This window comes from Variovorax sp. GW821-FHT09D04 (assembly GCF_059416405.1).
Window position 1 is genome coordinate 737,833 of sequence record NZ_JBWKPA010000001.1, and the last position, 15,262, is coordinate 753,094.

Annotated in this window: 20 protein-coding genes; 10 read left to right on the forward strand and 10 right to left on the reverse strand. The window is 69.4% G+C overall.

The features are described 5' to 3' along the window. Window positions 1-40 precede the first annotated feature (40 nt). Window positions 41-922, reverse strand: a complete 882-nt coding sequence (locus AC07O4_RS03285; protein ID WP_495303752.1) for a helix-turn-helix domain-containing protein — start codon at window positions 920-922, stop codon at window positions 41-43. A gap of 79 nt (window positions 923-1,001) precedes the next feature. Beyond that, the gene (locus AC07O4_RS03290) at window positions 1,002-1,757 is read right to left on the reverse strand and encodes a M48 family metallopeptidase (RefSeq protein ID WP_062480745.1); all 756 of its coding nucleotides are present in this window, start codon (window positions 1,755-1,757) and stop codon (window positions 1,002-1,004) included. Between the two features lie 134 nt (window positions 1,758-1,891). On the opposite strand from AC07O4_RS03290, the gene AC07O4_RS03295 reads away from it, so the two are divergent. The 3 genes from AC07O4_RS03295 (at window position 1,892) to AC07O4_RS03305 (ending at window position 4,331) form a co-directional block, all read left to right on the forward strand. Continuing rightward, window positions 1,892-3,085, forward strand: a complete 1,194-nt coding sequence (locus tag AC07O4_RS03295) for a PLP-dependent transferase (protein WP_492743810.1) — start codon at window positions 1,892-1,894, stop codon at window positions 3,083-3,085. A 15-nt stretch (window positions 3,086-3,100) separates the two neighbouring features. Then, window positions 3,101-4,057 carry a hypothetical protein gene (locus AC07O4_RS03300; protein ID WP_495303753.1) on the forward strand — a complete coding sequence of 319 codons (957 nt, stop codon included), beginning with the start codon at window positions 3,101-3,103 and terminating at the stop codon, window positions 4,055-4,057. 70 nt (window positions 4,058-4,127) lie between these two features. Continuing rightward, entirely contained in the window at window positions 4,128-4,331 is a 204-nt protein-coding gene (locus AC07O4_RS03305) for a hypothetical protein (protein WP_062480739.1), read from the forward strand. A 93-nt stretch (window positions 4,332-4,424) separates the two neighbouring features. On the opposite strand, the gene AC07O4_RS03310 is transcribed toward AC07O4_RS03305, so the two are convergent. Next, the gene (locus tag AC07O4_RS03310) at window positions 4,425-5,051 is read right to left on the reverse strand and encodes an arylesterase (protein ID WP_495303754.1); all 627 of its coding nucleotides are present in this window, start codon (window positions 5,049-5,051) and stop codon (window positions 4,425-4,427) included. A 36-nt stretch (window positions 5,052-5,087) separates the two neighbouring features. Here AC07O4_RS03310 and AC07O4_RS03315 point away from each other — a divergent pair, with 36 nt between their 5' ends. The 4 genes from AC07O4_RS03315 to rlmB all read left to right on the forward strand — a co-directional run bounded on the left by AC07O4_RS03315 (window position 5,088) and on the right by rlmB (window position 8,168). Further along, a complete protein-coding gene (locus AC07O4_RS03315) occupies window positions 5,088-5,810 on the forward strand; it encodes an ABC transporter ATP-binding protein (protein WP_390343429.1) in 723 nt (240 codons plus the stop codon). Between the two features lie 62 nt (window positions 5,811-5,872). Beyond that, window positions 5,873-6,394: a ribosomal protein L7/L12 gene (locus AC07O4_RS03320; RefSeq protein ID WP_095947227.1), complete on the forward strand. Its 522-nt coding sequence runs from the start codon at window positions 5,873-5,875 to the stop codon at window positions 6,392-6,394. A 4-nt stretch (window positions 6,395-6,398) separates the two neighbouring features. Then, a complete protein-coding gene (locus tag AC07O4_RS03325) occupies window positions 6,399-7,388 on the forward strand; it encodes a hypothetical protein (protein ID WP_495303755.1) in 990 nt (329 codons plus the stop codon). 33 nt (window positions 7,389-7,421) lie between these two features. Beyond that, window positions 7,422-8,168 (forward strand): 23S rRNA (guanosine(2251)-2'-O)-methyltransferase RlmB, encoded by a 747-nt coding sequence (gene rlmB / locus AC07O4_RS03330; protein WP_070060993.1) that lies wholly within the window; start codon window positions 7,422-7,424, stop codon window positions 8,166-8,168. 7 nt (window positions 8,169-8,175) lie between these two features. On the opposite strand, the gene AC07O4_RS03335 is transcribed toward rlmB, so the two are convergent. From AC07O4_RS03335 to AC07O4_RS03345, 3 genes are all read right to left on the reverse strand, one after another. Then, window positions 8,176-9,381, reverse strand: a complete 1,206-nt coding sequence (locus AC07O4_RS03335) for an NAD(P)/FAD-dependent oxidoreductase (RefSeq protein ID WP_492696909.1) — start codon at window positions 9,379-9,381, stop codon at window positions 8,176-8,178. A 115-nt stretch (window positions 9,382-9,496) separates the two neighbouring features. Further along, the gene (locus AC07O4_RS03340) at window positions 9,497-9,667 is read right to left on the reverse strand and encodes a hypothetical protein (protein WP_167395039.1); all 171 of its coding nucleotides are present in this window, start codon (window positions 9,665-9,667) and stop codon (window positions 9,497-9,499) included. 124 nt (window positions 9,668-9,791) lie between these two features. After that, window positions 9,792-10,391, reverse strand: a complete 600-nt coding sequence (locus AC07O4_RS03345) for a helix-turn-helix domain-containing protein (protein WP_495259798.1) — start codon at window positions 10,389-10,391, stop codon at window positions 9,792-9,794. A gap of 42 nt (window positions 10,392-10,433) precedes the next feature. Here AC07O4_RS03345 and AC07O4_RS03350 point away from each other — a divergent pair, with 42 nt between their 5' ends. Next, window positions 10,434-10,955, forward strand: a complete 522-nt coding sequence (locus AC07O4_RS03350; RefSeq protein WP_159271550.1) for a GNAT family N-acetyltransferase — start codon at window positions 10,434-10,436, stop codon at window positions 10,953-10,955. 7 nt (window positions 10,956-10,962) lie between these two features. Here AC07O4_RS03350 and AC07O4_RS03355 read toward each other — a convergent pair whose 3' ends face one another. From AC07O4_RS03355 to AC07O4_RS03365, 3 genes are read right to left on the reverse strand one after another with little or no spacing between them, the layout of a single operon-like run. Continuing rightward, on the reverse strand, window positions 10,963-11,928 hold the full coding sequence (locus AC07O4_RS03355) for an aldo/keto reductase (protein WP_495303756.1): 966 nt from the start codon (window positions 11,926-11,928) through the stop codon (window positions 10,963-10,965). 45 nt (window positions 11,929-11,973) lie between these two features. Then, complete coding sequence (locus AC07O4_RS03360; RefSeq protein ID WP_307693104.1) at window positions 11,974-12,573, reverse strand: chromate transporter; 600 nt, start codon at window positions 12,571-12,573, stop codon at window positions 11,974-11,976. Continuing rightward, a complete protein-coding gene (locus AC07O4_RS03365; protein WP_070060987.1) occupies window positions 12,570-13,160 on the reverse strand; it encodes a chromate transporter in 591 nt (196 codons plus the stop codon). The genes AC07O4_RS03360 and AC07O4_RS03365 overlap by 4 nt, the downstream gene beginning before the upstream one ends. 46 nt (window positions 13,161-13,206) lie before the next feature. Between AC07O4_RS03365 and AC07O4_RS03370 the strand changes: the two genes are divergently transcribed. After that, window positions 13,207-14,136 (forward strand): YihY/virulence factor BrkB family protein, encoded by a 930-nt coding sequence (locus AC07O4_RS03370; protein WP_495303757.1) that lies wholly within the window; start codon window positions 13,207-13,209, stop codon window positions 14,134-14,136. Here AC07O4_RS03370 and AC07O4_RS03375 read toward each other — a convergent pair. After that, entirely contained in the window at window positions 14,133-14,687 is a 555-nt protein-coding gene (locus AC07O4_RS03375) for a DUF924 family protein (RefSeq protein WP_495303758.1), read from the reverse strand. The two genes, AC07O4_RS03370 and AC07O4_RS03375, sit on opposite strands and share 4 nt — an antisense overlap. Window positions 14,688-14,792: 105 nt before the next feature. Here AC07O4_RS03375 and AC07O4_RS03380 point away from each other — a divergent pair, with 105 nt between their 5' ends. Then, on the forward strand, window positions 14,793-15,242 hold the full coding sequence (locus AC07O4_RS03380; protein WP_070060984.1) for a CHRD domain-containing protein: 450 nt from the start codon (window positions 14,793-14,795) through the stop codon (window positions 15,240-15,242). The last annotated feature ends 20 nt before the right edge of the window (window positions 15,243-15,262 follow it).

Here is a 15,262-nt window from a genome sequence, read left to right on the forward strand (position 1 = left end):
GAAACGGGGGCTGTGGCGCCGATTCTGCGCAGCCTCGGCGCTAGCGTCTTGAAGGAATTTGACCTGCCGCGCCGACAGCCGGCACATGACGCGGCGACGTCGCACCTGTCTGTCGCCAGGCCTGCGGCGACAGGCCGGCCAGCGCGGAGAACTCGCGGCTCAGGTGCGCTTGGTCGCTGTAGCCCGCGGCGAGCGCGATGTCGGCCCAGGCGCGCGCAGGATCGTCGGCGGCCAGCGCCAGCACGCGGTCGAAGCGCATCACGCGGGCGTATTCCTTGGGCGCGAGCCCGACCGCCGTGCGGAACAGCGCGATGAAGCGCCGGTGGCTGTAGCCGCTGCGCGCCACCAGCGTGGCGATCGACGCGGGCGTGTCGCGCGTCATCTGCCCGAGCGAGGCGGCCACGGCCGGGTGCAGGCCGCGCGGGCTGGTGCGGGGCAGGGCGGCAGCGGCCAGGCGCCGGGTCAGCAGGGCCTCGAACACGTCCAGTTGCCGGGCCGGGTCGTCGGACGATGCATGCAGCTGTTCGAGCGCGTCGGCGGTCTGGCCTTCGCCCCACAGCGCGTCGAGCGGCGTGTGGCGACCACTCAGAGCGTCTTCAGGTGCGCCGAGCAGCAGCCGGGCCGCACCGGGGTGCAATTGCGCGCCGACCGAGCGTGTCGCCACCGACACATCGCGCAGGTAGAAAGCGGCGCGCGCGCCGCCGACGATGGCATGGCCGACCGTGTGGCCGCGCAGGTCGCGTGTGTCGTCGAAGAGTCGCAGCGGCGGCCCCGAAAGCCGGAACACCAGGTGCATGCCGCCCGTGGGCAGCACGTGCTCGCGGGCGCCGGTGCGTGTGTCGGGTGTGCCCTCGGGCGCCGAGGCCCACAGCAGCCGCAGGAAGGGCCGCAGATGAGGGGACGGGGGCCGCGTCAGCTGCATGGCGCGACGGGCCCCGGCAAGGGCGGGCGGGTGAGCATCGGCGCATTGTGCGCCGAGGAACCGCCTCGGCCCAGGCTGCTTACTTGCTCGTTGCGAGGCGCTTCTGGATGTTGGCCGCGCGGTCGCCGGAGGCCGGGTGCGAGCTGAGCATCGAGCTCTTGCCGCCGTCGAGCTTGGCCAGCTTCTGGAACGCGGTGACGAGGCCTTCGCGCTTGAGCTTCTGCGTGGTCAGCAGGTCGAAGGCGTAGTTGTCCGAGTCGGTTTCCTGCGATTGCGAGAACTGCGCGTTGACCAGCTTCTCGGCGAAGTCGCCGATCTGCGAGGACGACAGCTGCGTGATCGCCGCATTGCCGGTGGCGCCGGCCAGGCCGCGCGCGGCCGACACGGCGTAGGCGGTCTGCATGGCCTTCTTGCTGTGGCCCAGGGCGACGTGGCCGATCTCGTGGCCGATGATGCCGCGCAGCTCGTCGTCGTTCATGAGGTCCATGAGGCCGCTGTAGACGCGGATGCAGCCGTTGCCCATGGCCCAGGCGTTCACGTCCTTCGTGAGGTAGACCTTGTAGCTGGCAGGCTGGCCACCGATGGTGGTGGGCAGGCCCTGGCGCACGCGCTCCAGGCGCTTGCTGTAGGCATCGGCGGGGCCCGCGACCTTGGAGCTCTTGTCGAGCTCGGCGCAGGACTGGTTGGCCAGGGCCTGCACGTCGCCGTCGGTGAGCGACATAGCCTTGAAGGCGCTGCCGCCGGCGCCCGCGAGCGCGTTCGAATCCAGGTTCTTCATGCCGCCGCAGGCGGACAGGGCCGCAGCGGCCGTGATGGTGATGAGCAGATGACGCATCGAGAAAATCCTCCCTTTATTTTCGGAGGGGCAACTCTATCCGCAATGCGCGTGCGATCCGGCCAAGGCCGTCGACATCGAACGGAGAATGTCACGGCCGTCGAGGGTTCCTCGCGGGGCGCTAGCATCGGCACATGAGCAAGCCTTCCACGACCCTGATCCACCATCCCTACACGCCGCCGGCCACCTTCGCTGCGCCGCAGCCCGGCGTGTTCAAGGCCTCGACCGTGTTCTTCGCCGACGTCGCCGCCATGCGCGCGCGCGACTGGAAGACCAAGGCCGGCTACACCTACGGCCTGCACGGCACGCCCACCACCTTCACGCTCGAGGAGCGCCTGGCGACGCTCGAAGGCGGCACCGAATGCCTGCTCGTGCCGAGCGGGCTGGCCGCGATCTCGCTGGTCTCCTTCGCGTTCCTCAAGACCGGCGATGAAGTGCTGATTCCCGACAACGCCTACGGCCCCACCAAGGCGCTGGCCACGGGCGAGCTCGCCAACTTCGGCATCACGCACCGCCTGTACGACGCGATGAATCCGTCCGACCTCGAAGCCAAACTCTCGCACCGCACGCGGCTGGTGTGGCTCGAAGCGGCCGGCTCGGTGACGATGGAATTCCCCAACCTGCCGGCGTTGGCCGAAATCTGCCGCGAGCGCGGCGTGATGACGGCGCTGGACAACACCTGGGGCGCCGGCCTGGCCTTCGCGCCTTTCGATTTCAACGGCACGGGGCAAGGCGTAGACGTGTCGGTGCACGCGCTCACCAAGTACCCGAGCGGCGGTGGCGACGTGCTCATGGGCAGCGTCGTTACGCGCGACGAGCGCTTGCACCGCGCGCTCAAGCTCACCCACATGCGCACGGGTTTCGGCATCGGCGTGGGCGACGTCGAAACGCTGCTGCGTTCGCTGCCGAGCATGGCGCTGCGCTATGGCGCACATGACCGCGCCGCGCGCGAGCTGGCCGGCTGGCTCAACGGCTGCGAAGAGATTGCGCAGGTGCTGCACCCCGCGCTCGAGGATTCGCCGGGCCACGCCAACTGGCGCGCGCTGTGCGGTGCCACCGACCTGGCCGCGGGCCTGTTCTCGGTGGTGTTCGACGAGCGCTTCAGCACCGAGCAGGTCGATCGCTTCTGCGACAGCCTGAAGCTCTTCCGCCTCGGCTATTCGTGGGGAGGCCCGATCAGCCTCGTCGTGCCCTACGACATCGGCCTGATGCGCGACGCCAGCGTGGCCCGCTGGCCCTACAAGGGCACGCTGGTGCGTTTCTCGGTCGGCCTGGAGGATGTGGACGACCTGCGTGCCGACCTGCAGCAGGCGCTGCTGCAGATGTAGGCGCTGTTGCGCGCAGTGGGCAGGAAACACCGCAAGAGCCAGCGCGTCGCGCCGCCGGCTGCGCGCGATGCGGCGGCGCCCGCGTCACGGGCCGTCGCGTCGCGGGTGCTGGGCGTGCCCGCGCAGGTGCTGGAGGCGCTCGCGCAGTCCGGCCCGCTGGAAGGCGTGCCCGACCTGCGCGGTACGCGGCTCTTCATCGGTGGCTTCGTGGCGTTTTTCGCGTTGATCGCGGCAGGGCTCGTCGCTGCCGTGATGCTCGAGGAGGACTGGTCCAACGCGCGCGGCAACGAAGCGATCCTCCTGCTGCTCGGACTGTTGCTCTTCGGGGTGCTGGGCGGCGGCATCTGGTATTTGCTGCGCCAGTTTCCGCGCGTGGGCGAGGGGATGCTGCGGATCGACGCGGACGGCATGTGCTGGGGCGATCCGGCATCGCCGCAGGCGGTGCACTGGCGCGAGGTGTGCCGTGCGCACGTGGGTTTCCATGACGTGAAGACCGAGTTCGTATCGAGCCAAGCCATCGTCAAGCGGCTGGTGTTCCAGCAGGTGGCGCGGGGTGGCGAACCCACGGAGATCCGGCTGCCCCTGGCGCTGACCGTCGACACCGGCCGTGTCCTTCGCTTTCGCAACCGGGCCGTGCTGCTGCGTGCGCTGTTGCTGCACCTGGCCACCCAGCCGAGGCCACGCCTGCGCTTCGACGCCGAGGTGTTCATCGATGCCGGCATCGACCCGCAAACCTGGGCGCCCATGCCCGCCCCGAGGCGCTGGATGTGGCTGTCATCGCTCGCCGGGCTGTTGCCGGTGCTGGCCGTGATCGTTCTCTGGCCGATGGGCGAACACATCGGATGGATGGTGGCCGCGTCGGTCCTGGCCCTGGTGGCCGGCGCGGGGGCCATGGGCTGGTTCATGCACCAGCGTTACCTGGGTTTGCAAGGTGTGTTCGAGTTCGAAACGGCCGCCGGCGCCGCGTCTTGAGACTGCACCGTTATCGCTTACAGTAGGCTGAAGCGCAGTCACCCTGACTGCCTCGCCTGAAGGAGAAGCAGTGGCAACACCCAATTACGGCTACGAGAAGCGCCAGAAAGAGCTGGCCAAGAAGAAAAAGAAGGAAGAAAAGCTCCGGGAGAAGGCGAACCGCAAGCTCAATCCGAGCAGCGACGGGCTGGCCCCCGGAGACCCGGAGACCGACGTGGCATCGCTCGAACGCGATCCCCCCACGGCGCCCGAGTTGCCGACCAAGAACGGATGACCCCTCGTTCCTGGCACCCCTGAAAACAGAAAAGCCGCTGCAGGCGCAGGCCTGCGGCGGCTTTTTCTTTGGGGCGCGCGCAAGGAGGCGAGGCTACTTGGGCAGCAGCTTGCGCAGCTCCGGCCAGACGTTGTCCAGGATCTGCGGCTGCGCCGCGGCGGTCGGGTGGATGCGGTCGGACTGGAACAGCGTCATGGCGTCGGGCGCATCGGCCACGCCCTTGAGCAGGAACGGCACCAGCGCCGACTTGGTCGCGCCCGCCACCTTCGCGAACACGGCCTCGAAGCGCCGCGTGTAGTCGCCGCCGTAGTTCGGGGGCACCTGGATGCCGACGATCAGCACCCGCGCGCCCGCGGCCTGCGCAGCCTTGGTGATCTGCAGCAGGTTGTCTTCGGTGTTGGACAGCGGCAGGCCGCGCAGGGCATCGTTGGCGCCCAGCTCCAGCACCACGTGGCTGGGCTTGTGCTGCGCCAGCAGGGCGGGGAAGCGGGCGCGCCCGCCGGAGCTGGTGTCGCCGCTGATGCTGGCGTTGACCACCGAGGCCGCGATCTTCTGCTGCGCAAGCCTTTTTTCCAGCAAGGGTACCCAGCCTTCGCCGCGCTTGAGGCCGTACTCTGCGCTCAGCGAATCACCGAGCACCAGGATCACCTGCTTGCCGGCCGGAGCCTGGGCCGCCGCAGCCGTCCATGCCCCCGCGCTGCCGAGCGCGGCGGTGGTCAAGATAAAGTCACGTCGATTCAAAACGAAAAGCCTTTCATGTCCCAACCCCCGTCTGATGCCATTGTCGCCGTCGAGCATGTCTTCAAGTCCGTCACCGACTCGGCCGGCACGCTGGACATTCTGCAGGACATCCATTTCACCCTGGGCGCGCGGGAAACCGCCGCCATCGTCGGCGCCTCGGGCTCCGGCAAGAGCACCTTGCTGTCGATCATTGCCGGGCTGGACACGCCCACGCGCGGCACCGTGAAGCTGGCGGGCGACGACATCTTCGCCATCGACGAGGACGAGCGCGCCGCGCTGCGCGCCCAGCGCGTGGGCTTCGTGTTCCAGAGCTTCCAGCTCTTGGGCAACCTGAGCGCGCTCGAGAACGTCATGCTGCCGCTGGAGCTGGCCAACCGCAAGGACGCGCGCAAGGCCGCCACCGAGATGCTGGGCCGCGTCGGGCTGGGCCAGCGCCTGGGCCACTACCCCAAGGTACTGTCGGGCGGCGAGCAGCAGCGCGTGGCGCTGGCGCGGGCCTTCGTGGTGCAGCCGGCCCTGCTGCTGGCCGACGAGCCCACCGGCAGCCTCGACTTCGCCACCGGCGAGCAGGTCATGAAGCTCATGTTCGACCTGAACCGCGAGCTGGGAACCACGCTGGTGCTGGTCACGCACGACCGCAGCATCGCCTCGCAGTGCGAGCGGCGCATCACCATCGAGGCCGGGCGCGTGGCGCTCAACGAGACAACACCCGTATCGACGGTCGCGCAGGCGGCCTGAGCCCGCAAGAAAACAGATGGCGCCCGGCTCCCGCGGCGCTCCCCGAACACAGAGGAGAGTTCATGACCCAGCTTCCCCCCGAAGCCATCGCAGCGCTCGAGCGCGGCAACCTGATCGAGGCCATCAAGATCGTGCGCGACCGCACTGGCATGGACCTCAAGTCGTCCAAGGAGGCCGTCGAGCGCTATGCCAACAGCGGCGCGGTCGCCGCAGGCGCGCCTGCGGACTGGCAGGAAGGCGACTGGGGCCGGGGCGAGGCTGGGGCCGAGACTGGCAGCGGCATGCAAGGCAACGGCCCCGCCGCGGTGCCGGCCGCCGCGCTCGCGGCCCTGGCGCGGGGCCAGAAGGTCGAGGCCGTGCGCCTCACGCGCGAGGCCACCGGCCTGGGCCTGGCCGAGGCCAAGCAGCTGGTCGAGGCGCACCAGAACCCGGCCGCCGGCGACTTCGGCCACCTGCCGTCGAGCCCGGCGGTGAACCCGATGGCCGAGCCGGGCCGCGTGACGGGCGGCGGCTTCAAGTGGCTGCCGGTGATCGTCGTGCTGCTGATCGCGGCGGCGGCGTGGTCGTATTTCAAGGGCGCCTGAGGCCGTGATCGTTCCCCAGTTCTGGGCCGAAGGCCGCATCCAGGAGCGGGTGGCCGGCCGGCAGGTCACGGTGCGCCGCTTCGGCTGGTCCGACGACAGCCCGCTGGCCGCGCAGGCCCATGCCGACCAGCGCACGCGCGAGGCCTATGACCGCATCGTGGTCGACGGCGAAAAGCTGGAGCGCCGCGAACGCAAGCTGGCCTACAACGGCGCCAACGGCGTGCCGATCCGCGAGGAGATCGTCGAACGCCAGGGCGACAGCGTCGTCACCCGCAACGGCTACGGCGCGCGCTGCCTCAACACGCCCGACGTGCTGTTCGTCGACGTCGACTTCGAGGTCCAGGATTTGCGCGACAGTACGCGCGGATTGACGGTGATCGGCATGGCGTTCATTGGGGCGCTGGTTGCGGGTTACGGCACGCGTTCGGCGATGGCCGGAGTGGTCGCGTTCATTCTGGTGGCGGCCTTCGGCTTCTGGCGCGCCCGCTACGAGGGGCTACGCCTCACCGAGGACAAGAGCGATCCGCTGGAGGGCGCACGGGCGCGTGTCGAGCGCTTCATTCACCAGCATCCCGACTGGCACCTGCGGCTGTACCGCACGCCGGCCGGGCTGCGCGTGCTGGCCATGCACGATGTCTTCTCGCCGTCCGACGCCGCCGTGACCGACGTGTTCCAGACGCTGGGCGCCGACAAGGTCTACGCGCGCATGTGCCGCAACCAGAACTGCTTTCGCGCCCGCCTGAGCGCCAAGCCCTGGCGCGTGGGCATCGGCGAACACCTGCGCCCGCGCCCGGGCGTCTGGCCCGTGTCGCCCGACCGGCTGCCCGCGCGCGACGCCTGGGTGGCACGTTACGAAAAGGCCGCCGAAGGGTATGCCGCCTGCCAGTACCTGGGCAGCGTGGGCAACACGCTGAAGGTGCACATGAACGCCCTGGTGGTGCAGGAACTGCACGACGAACGCACCCGCGCGAACAGCGGCTTGCCGCTGGCCTGAGGGCGAGGGCGCCGCGCCCTCGATAATGAGGGGATGTCTTCCCCCAAAGTGATCTTCGGCTTCCATGCCGTGGGCGTGCGCATCAAGACCGCGCCGAAATCGGTGCTCGAAGTGATGTTCGACGCCAGCCGGCGCGATGCGCGCATGAAACAGTTCATTGCGCGTGCGCAAGAAGCCGGTGTGCGGCTGGTCGAAGCCGACGGCCTGCGGCTGTCCAAGCTCAGCGGCAGCCACGGCCACCAGGGCGTGGTCGCGCGGGTCGAGCCCGTGGCCCAGGTCCGCTCGCTCGACGAGCTGCTCGAAGGCCTCGAAGAGGCCGGCACCGTGCCGTTGCTGCTGGTGCTCGATGGCGTGACCGATCCGCACAACCTCGGCGCCTGCCTGCGCGTGGCCGACGGCGCCGGCGCCCATGCGGTGATCGCGCCCAAGGACCATGCGGCCGGCATCAACGCCACCGTCGCCAAGGTGGCGAGCGGCGCGGCCGAGACCGTGCCGTACTTCATGGTGACCAACCTCGCGCGCACGCTCAACGAGCTCAAGGAACGCAGCATCTGGTGCGTGGGCACCAGCGACGACGCGCCGGGCACGATCTACCAGAGCGACTTCAAGCGTCCGCTGGCGCTGGTGCTGGGCGCCGAGGGCGAGGGCATGCGCCAGCTCACGCGCAAGACCTGCGACGAGCTGGTGAGCATCCCGATGGCCGGCGCGGTCGAGAGCCTGAACGTGTCGGTGGCCAGCGGCGTGTGCCTCTACGAAGCGATGCGCCAGCGCGGCGGTTGAGAGGGGGCTAGCGGGCCACGGGCCCGCTGCCCTTGCGGTGGAAGTACACCAACTCCGCCGCACGCCGCATCGGCGCCGTGCCGAGCAGGCGGTTGAACATCCAGTCGCTCTGGAAGTGGTCGAAGGCCCAGCGCAGCGTGCGCTTCATCAGAAAGCGCGGGTAGCCGCGCACGAACCACGTCGCGGGGTCGTCCGCCTCGCCGCGCACGAAGCGCGCCACGGCCTCGCCGGCGCGCTCGCCGTGCTGCAGCGCCGTGTGGATGCCGCCGGCCGTCACCGGCGACACCATGCCCGCCGCATCGCCCACCAGCAGCGCCCGTTCGCGGGCCACCACCGGCAGCACGCCGCCGCAGGGGATCATCCCGGCGCGCACGGCGACCGGCGGCGCCTCGCCGGGCGACACCACGGCGGCGATCTTGCGCAAGAGCGGATCGAGGCGCAGCGCGCCCGTGTCGTGGCGGCCCATGCGGCGCGCCAGGCCGATCTGGCTCACGCCGACGCCGTCGAGCGCCCAGCCGATGTAGCCCGGCGCGAGCCGGCGGTCGATGAAGCAATGCAGCAAGTCGGGCGCCATGCGCGCGCCCTGGTACTCGTGCTCCACGCCGTAGAGAAAGCGCGTGTTGCGCGACAGGCCCAGCGCCTTGGCGACGCGCGAATGCGGACCGTCGGCGCCCACGAGGTAGGTCGCGCGGATGCACGGGCCCTGCGCCACCGGCACCTCCCAGCGGCCATTCGCCCACAGCGCCTGCTCGAACAGCGTGCCCAGGCGCACCTCGACGCCGCAGGCCCGGGTGGACTCCACCATCCAGTCGAGCAGCGCGGGCGCGTCGGTGGCCCAGAACCAGTAGCCGGGCGCGTGCAGGTCGACGTGGTGCATGTCGGGCGCGTACAGCCGCACGCCCTCGATGCGGCGCACCAGCGCGGGCGGCACGTCGGCCAGCCACGGCACGCTGTCGACCGCGTCCTTGACGATGATCCCGGTGGTGTGCAGCTTGGCGCCGGCGGCGGCCTTCTTCTCGAGCACCATCACGCGCAGGCCGGCCTTGGCGGCGGCGCGGGCGCAGGCCAGCCCGGCAAAGCTCGCGCCAATGACGAGCAGGTCGACCTGGGTGCAGGCCGTACCCGGGTCGCTCACGAAGGCCGGTGCGGGGCAGGGCGCGACCGACGAGGACGGTGCGTGGGGAGAAAAGAGACAGGAAGAAGAGGCGTGCATGGGAGGCTGACTTGCAAAGCGCACCACGGGGTGTGGTGCGCCTGCGAAGTTAGCGACGCCATGTGCGCCGGGCGTGAAGCCTGTGTGAACTGAGCTGTGAAGCGAACAGGCTCGTTCAGGACGGGTCTTTGCTGCGCGTGCGGGCCACGGCGCTGAAGACGCCGATGCCCAGCAGGATCAGCGCGCCGATGCCGATGTAGAGCGTGGGCACGCCGGCCACCGAGGCGCCCCAGGCGACCCCGGCCAGGAAGATCAGAAAGCCGATCATGTAAAGCGCAAAGGACATCGTGCGGCTCCGGTAGCTGAGATGCCTTGCAGTATCCCGACGCTCCCCGTGGCCCGGACCGGCCTGAGTCGTCTCTGCGTGTGGGAGCTTGCCTACCGCATCGGTCAGGCAATCGTTCAATCAATCAATCGGGAACGGCGACCAGCAGGTAGCGGCAGGCGGTGGGCCCCAGCGCCTTGAAGACCAGCGGCCGGTCGACGCCGAAGTCGAGGCAGTCGCCCGGGGCGAGTTCGAAGCGCTCGTCGCCGTAGTCGACCTGCAGCGCGCCTTCGAGCATCCACAGGCTCTGCCGGTACGGCGTGCCGCTCCATCGCGGGTAGCCGACCTGCGCGGCGCGCGGCAGTTCGACCTCGACCAGCTCCACGCCGCTGCCCGCGCCGCGCTCGGCGACCTGGCGGCGCACATAGCCGGCTTCGGGGTCGCGCCAGACCTCCTGCGCGGCCCGTTTGCGCAGCCGTTGCGGCTGGGCCTTGTCCTCGGTGAGAAGCTGCGCCAGCGAGACACCGAGGCCGGCGGCCAGCTTGCCCAGCAGCACAGCGGTGGGGCTGCTCTGCGCGCGCTCGACCTTGGAGATCATCGCCTTGCTCACGCCCGACAACCCGGCCAGGTCGGCGAGGCTGAGCCCCTGCGCCTGGCGCAGCGCCAGCAGCCGGGTGGCGATGAGCGCGTCGATGTGGCCATCGGCCGGCGCCGGCGAGGGGGTGGAAGGTGAAGTGTTTCCCATATGAGATTATTATTCTCTTATATTGAACGACAGAGAAACACCATGCGTCTCATCGCCTGCACCGAAGAAGCCCATTCAGGCGCCATCCTGGCGATCCTGAACGAGGCCATCGTCAACTCCACCGCGCTGTACGACTACAAGCCGCGCACGCCCGAGAACATGGTGACGTGGTTCGCCGCCAAGCGCGCCGGCGGCTTTCCCGTGATCGGCGCGGTGGACGACAACGGCAAGCTGCTGGGCTTCGCAAGCTACGGCACGTTCCGCGCCTTTCCAGCCTACAAGTACACGGTCGAGCACTCGGTGTACGTCGATGCCGCACACCGCGGCGAGGGCCTGGGCCGCACGCTGATGGAGGCGATCGTGGCCGAGGCGATCGCACGCGAGGTGCACGTGATGGTCGGCGCCATCGATGCGTCGAACGCCGGCAGCATCGCGCTGCACGAGCGCCTGGGCTTCACGCATGCAGGCACCGTGCAGCAGGCCGGCTTCAAGTTCGGCCGCTGGCTCGACGTGGCGTTCTACCAGCGCATCCTGGCGACGCCGTTGAACCCGGTCGACGGCTAGCCGAGGCTCAGGCCGGCGTCTCGGCGCTGGCCCGGTCGAGCATGTCGATGGTGCCCGCGTCCAGCTTGAGCTGCGTGGCCACTACCAGTTCTTCGAGCTGCGCCAGCGAGGTGGCGCTGGCGATCGGCGCCGTCACGCCGGGCCGTGCGATCTGCCAGGCAATGGCGACCTGGCCGGGCTTGGCGTTGTACTGCTGGGCCACCTTGTCGAGCGCATCGAGGATGCGCAGGCCGCGCGGGTTGAGGTACTTCTTCGTGGTGTTGGCGCCGCGTGCGCTCTTGGCCGCATCGGCCTCGGTGCGGTACTTGCCGGTGAGAAAGCCCGCCGCCAGCGCGTAGAAGTTGATCACGCCCACTTCGCGCTTGAGGCACAGCGGCTCCAGCGCGTCCTCGAACACCGCGCGGTCGTACAGGTTGTACAGCGGCTGCAGGCTCTCGTAGCGCGCGATGCCCAGGCGTTCCGACACGTCGAGCGCCTCGGCCAGCCGCGGCGCCGTGTGGTTCGAGGCGCCGATGGCGCGCACCTTGCCCTCCTTGATGAGCGCGTCGAAGGTGCCCAGCGTGCCTTCGAGCGGCGTGTTGGCATCGTCGTCGTGCGACTGGTACAGGTCGATGTAGTCGGTCTGCAGGCGCTTGAGCGACGCCTCGACGGCCTCGCGGATGTACTTGGGCGACAGGCCCACCTTGCCTTCGCCCATCGGCTTGCCGACCTTGGTGGCCAGCACCACGCGGTTGCGCTTGCCGCTGTGCTTGAGCCACTTGCCGATGATCGTCTCCGATTCGCCGCCCAGATGGCCCGGCACCCAGGCCGAGTAGACGTCGGCGGTGTCGACGAAGTTGAAGCCGGCGTCGAGCCAGGCGTCGAGCAGCTTGAACGAGGCCGCCTCGTCGACGGTCCAGCCGAACACGTTGCCACCGAAGGCGAGGGGAGACACCCGAAGGCTGGAACGGCCGAGCGGACGAAGTTGCGACATGGCAGAGGGCTCCTGAAAGAAAAAGTATGCAGAAAGGAAAAAGGCTCAAACGAAGCCTACCGCGCCCAGCGCCGCGCCGCAGCCCAGCAGCCACAGCAGGTGGATGCGCGTGCGCCAGACCACCAGCGCGGCCACGCCGCTGAGCAGCCACAGGTGCCAGGCCGGCACGCCGGTCGACTGGTTGCCGCCGGCCAGCACCCAGCCGGTGGCGATGAGCAGCCCGACCACCACCGGCGCCATGCCCTGCTTGAAGGCGCGCACTTCGCGGCGCGTGCGGTTGCGGTGGCCCCAGCGCGTGGCGACGTAGGTGAGGGTGGTGCTCGGCAGCATGATGCCGACCATCGTGACCATCAGGCCGAAGAAGCCCAGCAGCCAGGCCATGGGCCCGGCGCCGATGCCGCCGCCCGCGTTGAGCCCGACGTTCCAGCCCATCAGCGCGACGAACAGCACGTTGGGCCCGGGCGCGGCCTGGGCGATGGCGACCGAGGAGGTGAACTGCGCCTCGGTGAGCCAGCCGTGCTGCGCCACGAGGTAGCGGTGCATGTCGGGCACCGTGGTGATCGCGCCGCTGATCGACAGCAGCGACAGCAGCAGGTACTGGCCGAAGAGGGCCAGCCAGTCGTGCCATTGCATCGCGATGGTCATGGGGAAATCTTCTTCCAGGTCCACACGCAGGCCACGCCGCCCACCGCGAGCAGCACCCACCCCAGCGGAATCTTCAACAGCGCGATGGCCGCGAACACCAGCGCCACGAACGCCAGGCAGGTCGCAAAGCCCAGTGGGTGCTTGCGCAGCTGCGGGATCAGCTTGATGCCCGTGGCCGCAATGAGCCCGCCCGACACCGCGCCCATGCCGCGCAATGCGGCGGCCACCTGCGGGTTGGCGGCGTAGTGCGCGTAGAGCACGGCCAGTGCGAGGATCACGAACAGCGGCACGGTGAGCATGCCCGCCACCGCGGCCACGGCGCCGCGCAGGCCGAAGTAGCGGTCGCCGATCATCAGCGCGAGGTTGATCACGTTCGGCCCCGGCATCACCTGGGCCACGGCCCAGTCCTCGAGGAACTGGTCGGGCGTGAGCCATTTCTTCTTCTCGACCATCTCGCGCTGGACGATGGCGAGAACGCCGCCGAAGCCCTGCAGCGCGAGCCAGGTGAACGAAACAAAAAGGTCGCGTGGCGACGCGGGCTGCGGATGGTCGGGCGGCGATGCCGCGGCGGGGGCGGACGGATGCATGTGGAACGATTATCGTAGGCGCACTGCTTCACCGGGACCCGACGCCATGCTCATTCGACTTCGCGCACTCTTCGATCTCTGCCGGCGCGCCTTCGCTTCCTGGTCCAACGACTACGCACCGAGCATGGGCGCGGCGCTGGCCTACTACACGGTGTTCTCGATCGCGCCGCTGCTGCTGATCGTGATCGCGGTGGCCGGCCTGGTCTTCGGGCAGGAGGCCGCGCGCGGCGAAATTTTTGCGCAGCTCTCGGGACTCATGGGCGAGCAGGGCGCGGCGGCGGTGCAGGGCATGCTGAAGGCGGTCAACAAGCCGACCGAGGGCATCGTGGCCACGGTGGTCGGCATCGCGCTGCTGATCGTGGGCGCGACCACCGTCTTCGGCGAGCTGCAGGACGCGCTCGACCGCATCTGGCGTGCCCCCGCGCGCACCCGCAACAAGGGCGTCTTCAACATGCTGCGCGTGCGGCTGCTGTCGTTCAGCATGATCATGGGCATCGGCTTCCTGCTCATGGTGTCGCTGGTGGCGAGCGCGGCGCTGGCCGCGCTGGGCAAGTGGTGGTCGCCGATGTTCGGTGCCTGGGCCACGCTGGCGCAGGTGGTGAACTTCGTCTTCAGCTTCGCGATGGTCACGGTGATCTTCGCGATGATCTACAAGATCATGCCGCGCGCCAAGGTGCAGTGGCGCGACGTGTGGGTGGGCGCGGCGGTGACGGCGCTGCTGTTCACCGTCGGCAAGCACCTCATCGGCCTGTACATCGGCAAGAGCAGCGTGGCCTCGGGCTACGGCGCGGCCGGCTCGCTGGTGGTGGTGCTGGTGTGGGTGTACTACTCGGCGCAGATCTTCCTGCTGGGCGCCGAGTTCACCTGGGTCTATGCGCGCACCTACGGCTCGATGAAGGACGCCATCGGCGAGCCGGCGGGGCAGGCGTCGCCGACGCGCGACGTGCCGCTGCCGGCGCATGTCGACGCTGCTTAGCCTGCGAAGCCGCCTTCGTCGAGAAACTTCTGCTCCTCGGGCGTGGACGTGCGCCCGAGCATCCGGTTGCGGTGCGGAAATCGTCCGAAGCGCGCCACGATGTCGCGGTGCAGCACGGCGAAGTGCTGCGTGTTGGCGTCCTGCGTGGCGTTGAGTTCGACCGAACGCTCCTGCTCGGCCAGCACCTCCGAGTGCATGAAGGGCAGGTAGAAGAAGCGCTGCATCAGAGCGTCGGCCTGCCGGTCGAAGCCGGCCTCGACGGCGCGGCGCGCCACGGCCAGCGCGAGGCCGTCGGTGGCGAGCATGTGCGGGTTCTGGCGCCAGGCGTTGCGCGGGAACTGGTCGAGCAGCACGAGCAGGGCCAGGGCGCCTTCGCCGGTGTCGGCCCAGTGGTCGAGCCGGCCGCTGGCCGCGGCCTGGTGGGCGGCGGCCAACTGGTCGATGCAGGCGGCATCGAAGGCATCGCTTTTCGCGAACCAGCGCTCGGGGCCGGCATCGCGCCAGAAGGCGACCACGTCGTGTGCGGAGGGGAGTTTGTCGTCGGAAATCATCGTTGCATTCTCTTGCACAGGCGTGCGAAGAAGGGGCGCTGGCCGACAAGGCCGCAGGCGTCGTCTGCCTATGCTGAATGCTTTCATCCACAGGAGACCCCGACCATGAACAACACTCGCACACTCTGGCGCAGCACCCTCGTCGCGGGCCTGGCCGCCGTCGCACTGGCCGGCTGCGGAATGATGTCGAAGTCGAACGTCGCGAGCTTCAGCGGCGCGATGAACGCGGCCAGCCAGGTGCCGCCCAACATGACGCGCGGCAGCGGCATGGCCGAGGCCTGGCTCAACCGTGACACCAACGTGCTCAAGTACAAGATCACCTACGAAGGCCTGAGCGGCCCGGCCACGGCGGCCCACTTCCACGGGCCCGCCGCCGCGGGCGCGAATGCCGGCGTGGTGCTGCCCTTCGCGAGTCCGGCAAGCCCGATCGAGGGCCAGGCCACGCTCACGCCGGCGCAGGCGGCCGATCTCGTGGCCGGCAAGTGGTACGCCAACATCCACACGGCCGCCAACCCGGGCGGCGAGATCCGCGGGCAGATGCTGCCGAAGATGTGAGATTCGTCCGGGCTGAAGCC

Excerpts from the sequence above, each read along its gene's own strand:
- AC07O4_RS03345 (WP_495259798.1), bottom strand. The coding sequence starts at position 10,391 with ATGGGAAACACTTCACCTTCCACCCCCTCGCCGGCGCCGGCCGATGGC.
- AC07O4_RS03285 (WP_495303752.1), bottom strand. The coding sequence starts at position 922 with ATGCAGCTGACGCGGCCCCCGTCCCCTCATCTGCGGCCCTTCCTGCGG.
- AC07O4_RS03320 (WP_095947227.1), top strand. The coding sequence starts at position 5,873 with ATGACCCAGCTTCCCCCCGAAGCCATCGCAGCGCTCGAGCGCGGCAAC.
- AC07O4_RS03290 (WP_062480745.1), bottom strand. The coding sequence starts at position 1,757 with ATGCGTCATCTGCTCATCACCATCACGGCCGCTGCGGCCCTGTCCGCC.
- AC07O4_RS03355 (WP_495303756.1), bottom strand. The coding sequence starts at position 11,928 with ATGTCGCAACTTCGTCCGCTCGGCCGTTCCAGCCTTCGGGTGTCTCCC.
- AC07O4_RS03365 (WP_070060987.1), bottom strand. The coding sequence starts at position 13,160 with ATGCATCCGTCCGCCCCCGCCGCGGCATCGCCGCCCGACCATCCGCAG.
- AC07O4_RS03295 (WP_492743810.1), top strand. The coding sequence starts at position 1,892 with ATGAGCAAGCCTTCCACGACCCTGATCCACCATCCCTACACGCCGCCG.
- AC07O4_RS03315 (WP_390343429.1), top strand. The coding sequence starts at position 5,088 with ATGTCCCAACCCCCGTCTGATGCCATTGTCGCCGTCGAGCATGTCTTC.
- AC07O4_RS03350 (WP_159271550.1), top strand. The coding sequence starts at position 10,434 with ATGCGTCTCATCGCCTGCACCGAAGAAGCCCATTCAGGCGCCATCCTG.
- AC07O4_RS03380 (WP_070060984.1), top strand. The coding sequence starts at position 14,793 with ATGAACAACACTCGCACACTCTGGCGCAGCACCCTCGTCGCGGGCCTG.
- AC07O4_RS03370 (WP_495303757.1), top strand. The coding sequence starts at position 13,207 with ATGCTCATTCGACTTCGCGCACTCTTCGATCTCTGCCGGCGCGCCTTC.
- AC07O4_RS03335 (WP_492696909.1), bottom strand. The coding sequence starts at position 9,381 with ATGCACGCCTCTTCTTCCTGTCTCTTTTCTCCCCACGCACCGTCCTCG.
- AC07O4_RS03360 (WP_307693104.1), bottom strand. The coding sequence starts at position 12,573 with ATGACCATCGCGATGCAATGGCACGACTGGCTGGCCCTCTTCGGCCAG.
- AC07O4_RS03375 (WP_495303758.1), bottom strand. The coding sequence starts at position 14,687 with ATGATTTCCGACGACAAACTCCCCTCCGCACACGACGTGGTCGCCTTC.
- rlmB (WP_070060993.1), top strand. The coding sequence starts at position 7,422 with ATGTCTTCCCCCAAAGTGATCTTCGGCTTCCATGCCGTGGGCGTGCGC.
- AC07O4_RS03340 (WP_167395039.1), bottom strand. The coding sequence starts at position 9,667 with ATGTCCTTTGCGCTTTACATGATCGGCTTTCTGATCTTCCTGGCCGGG.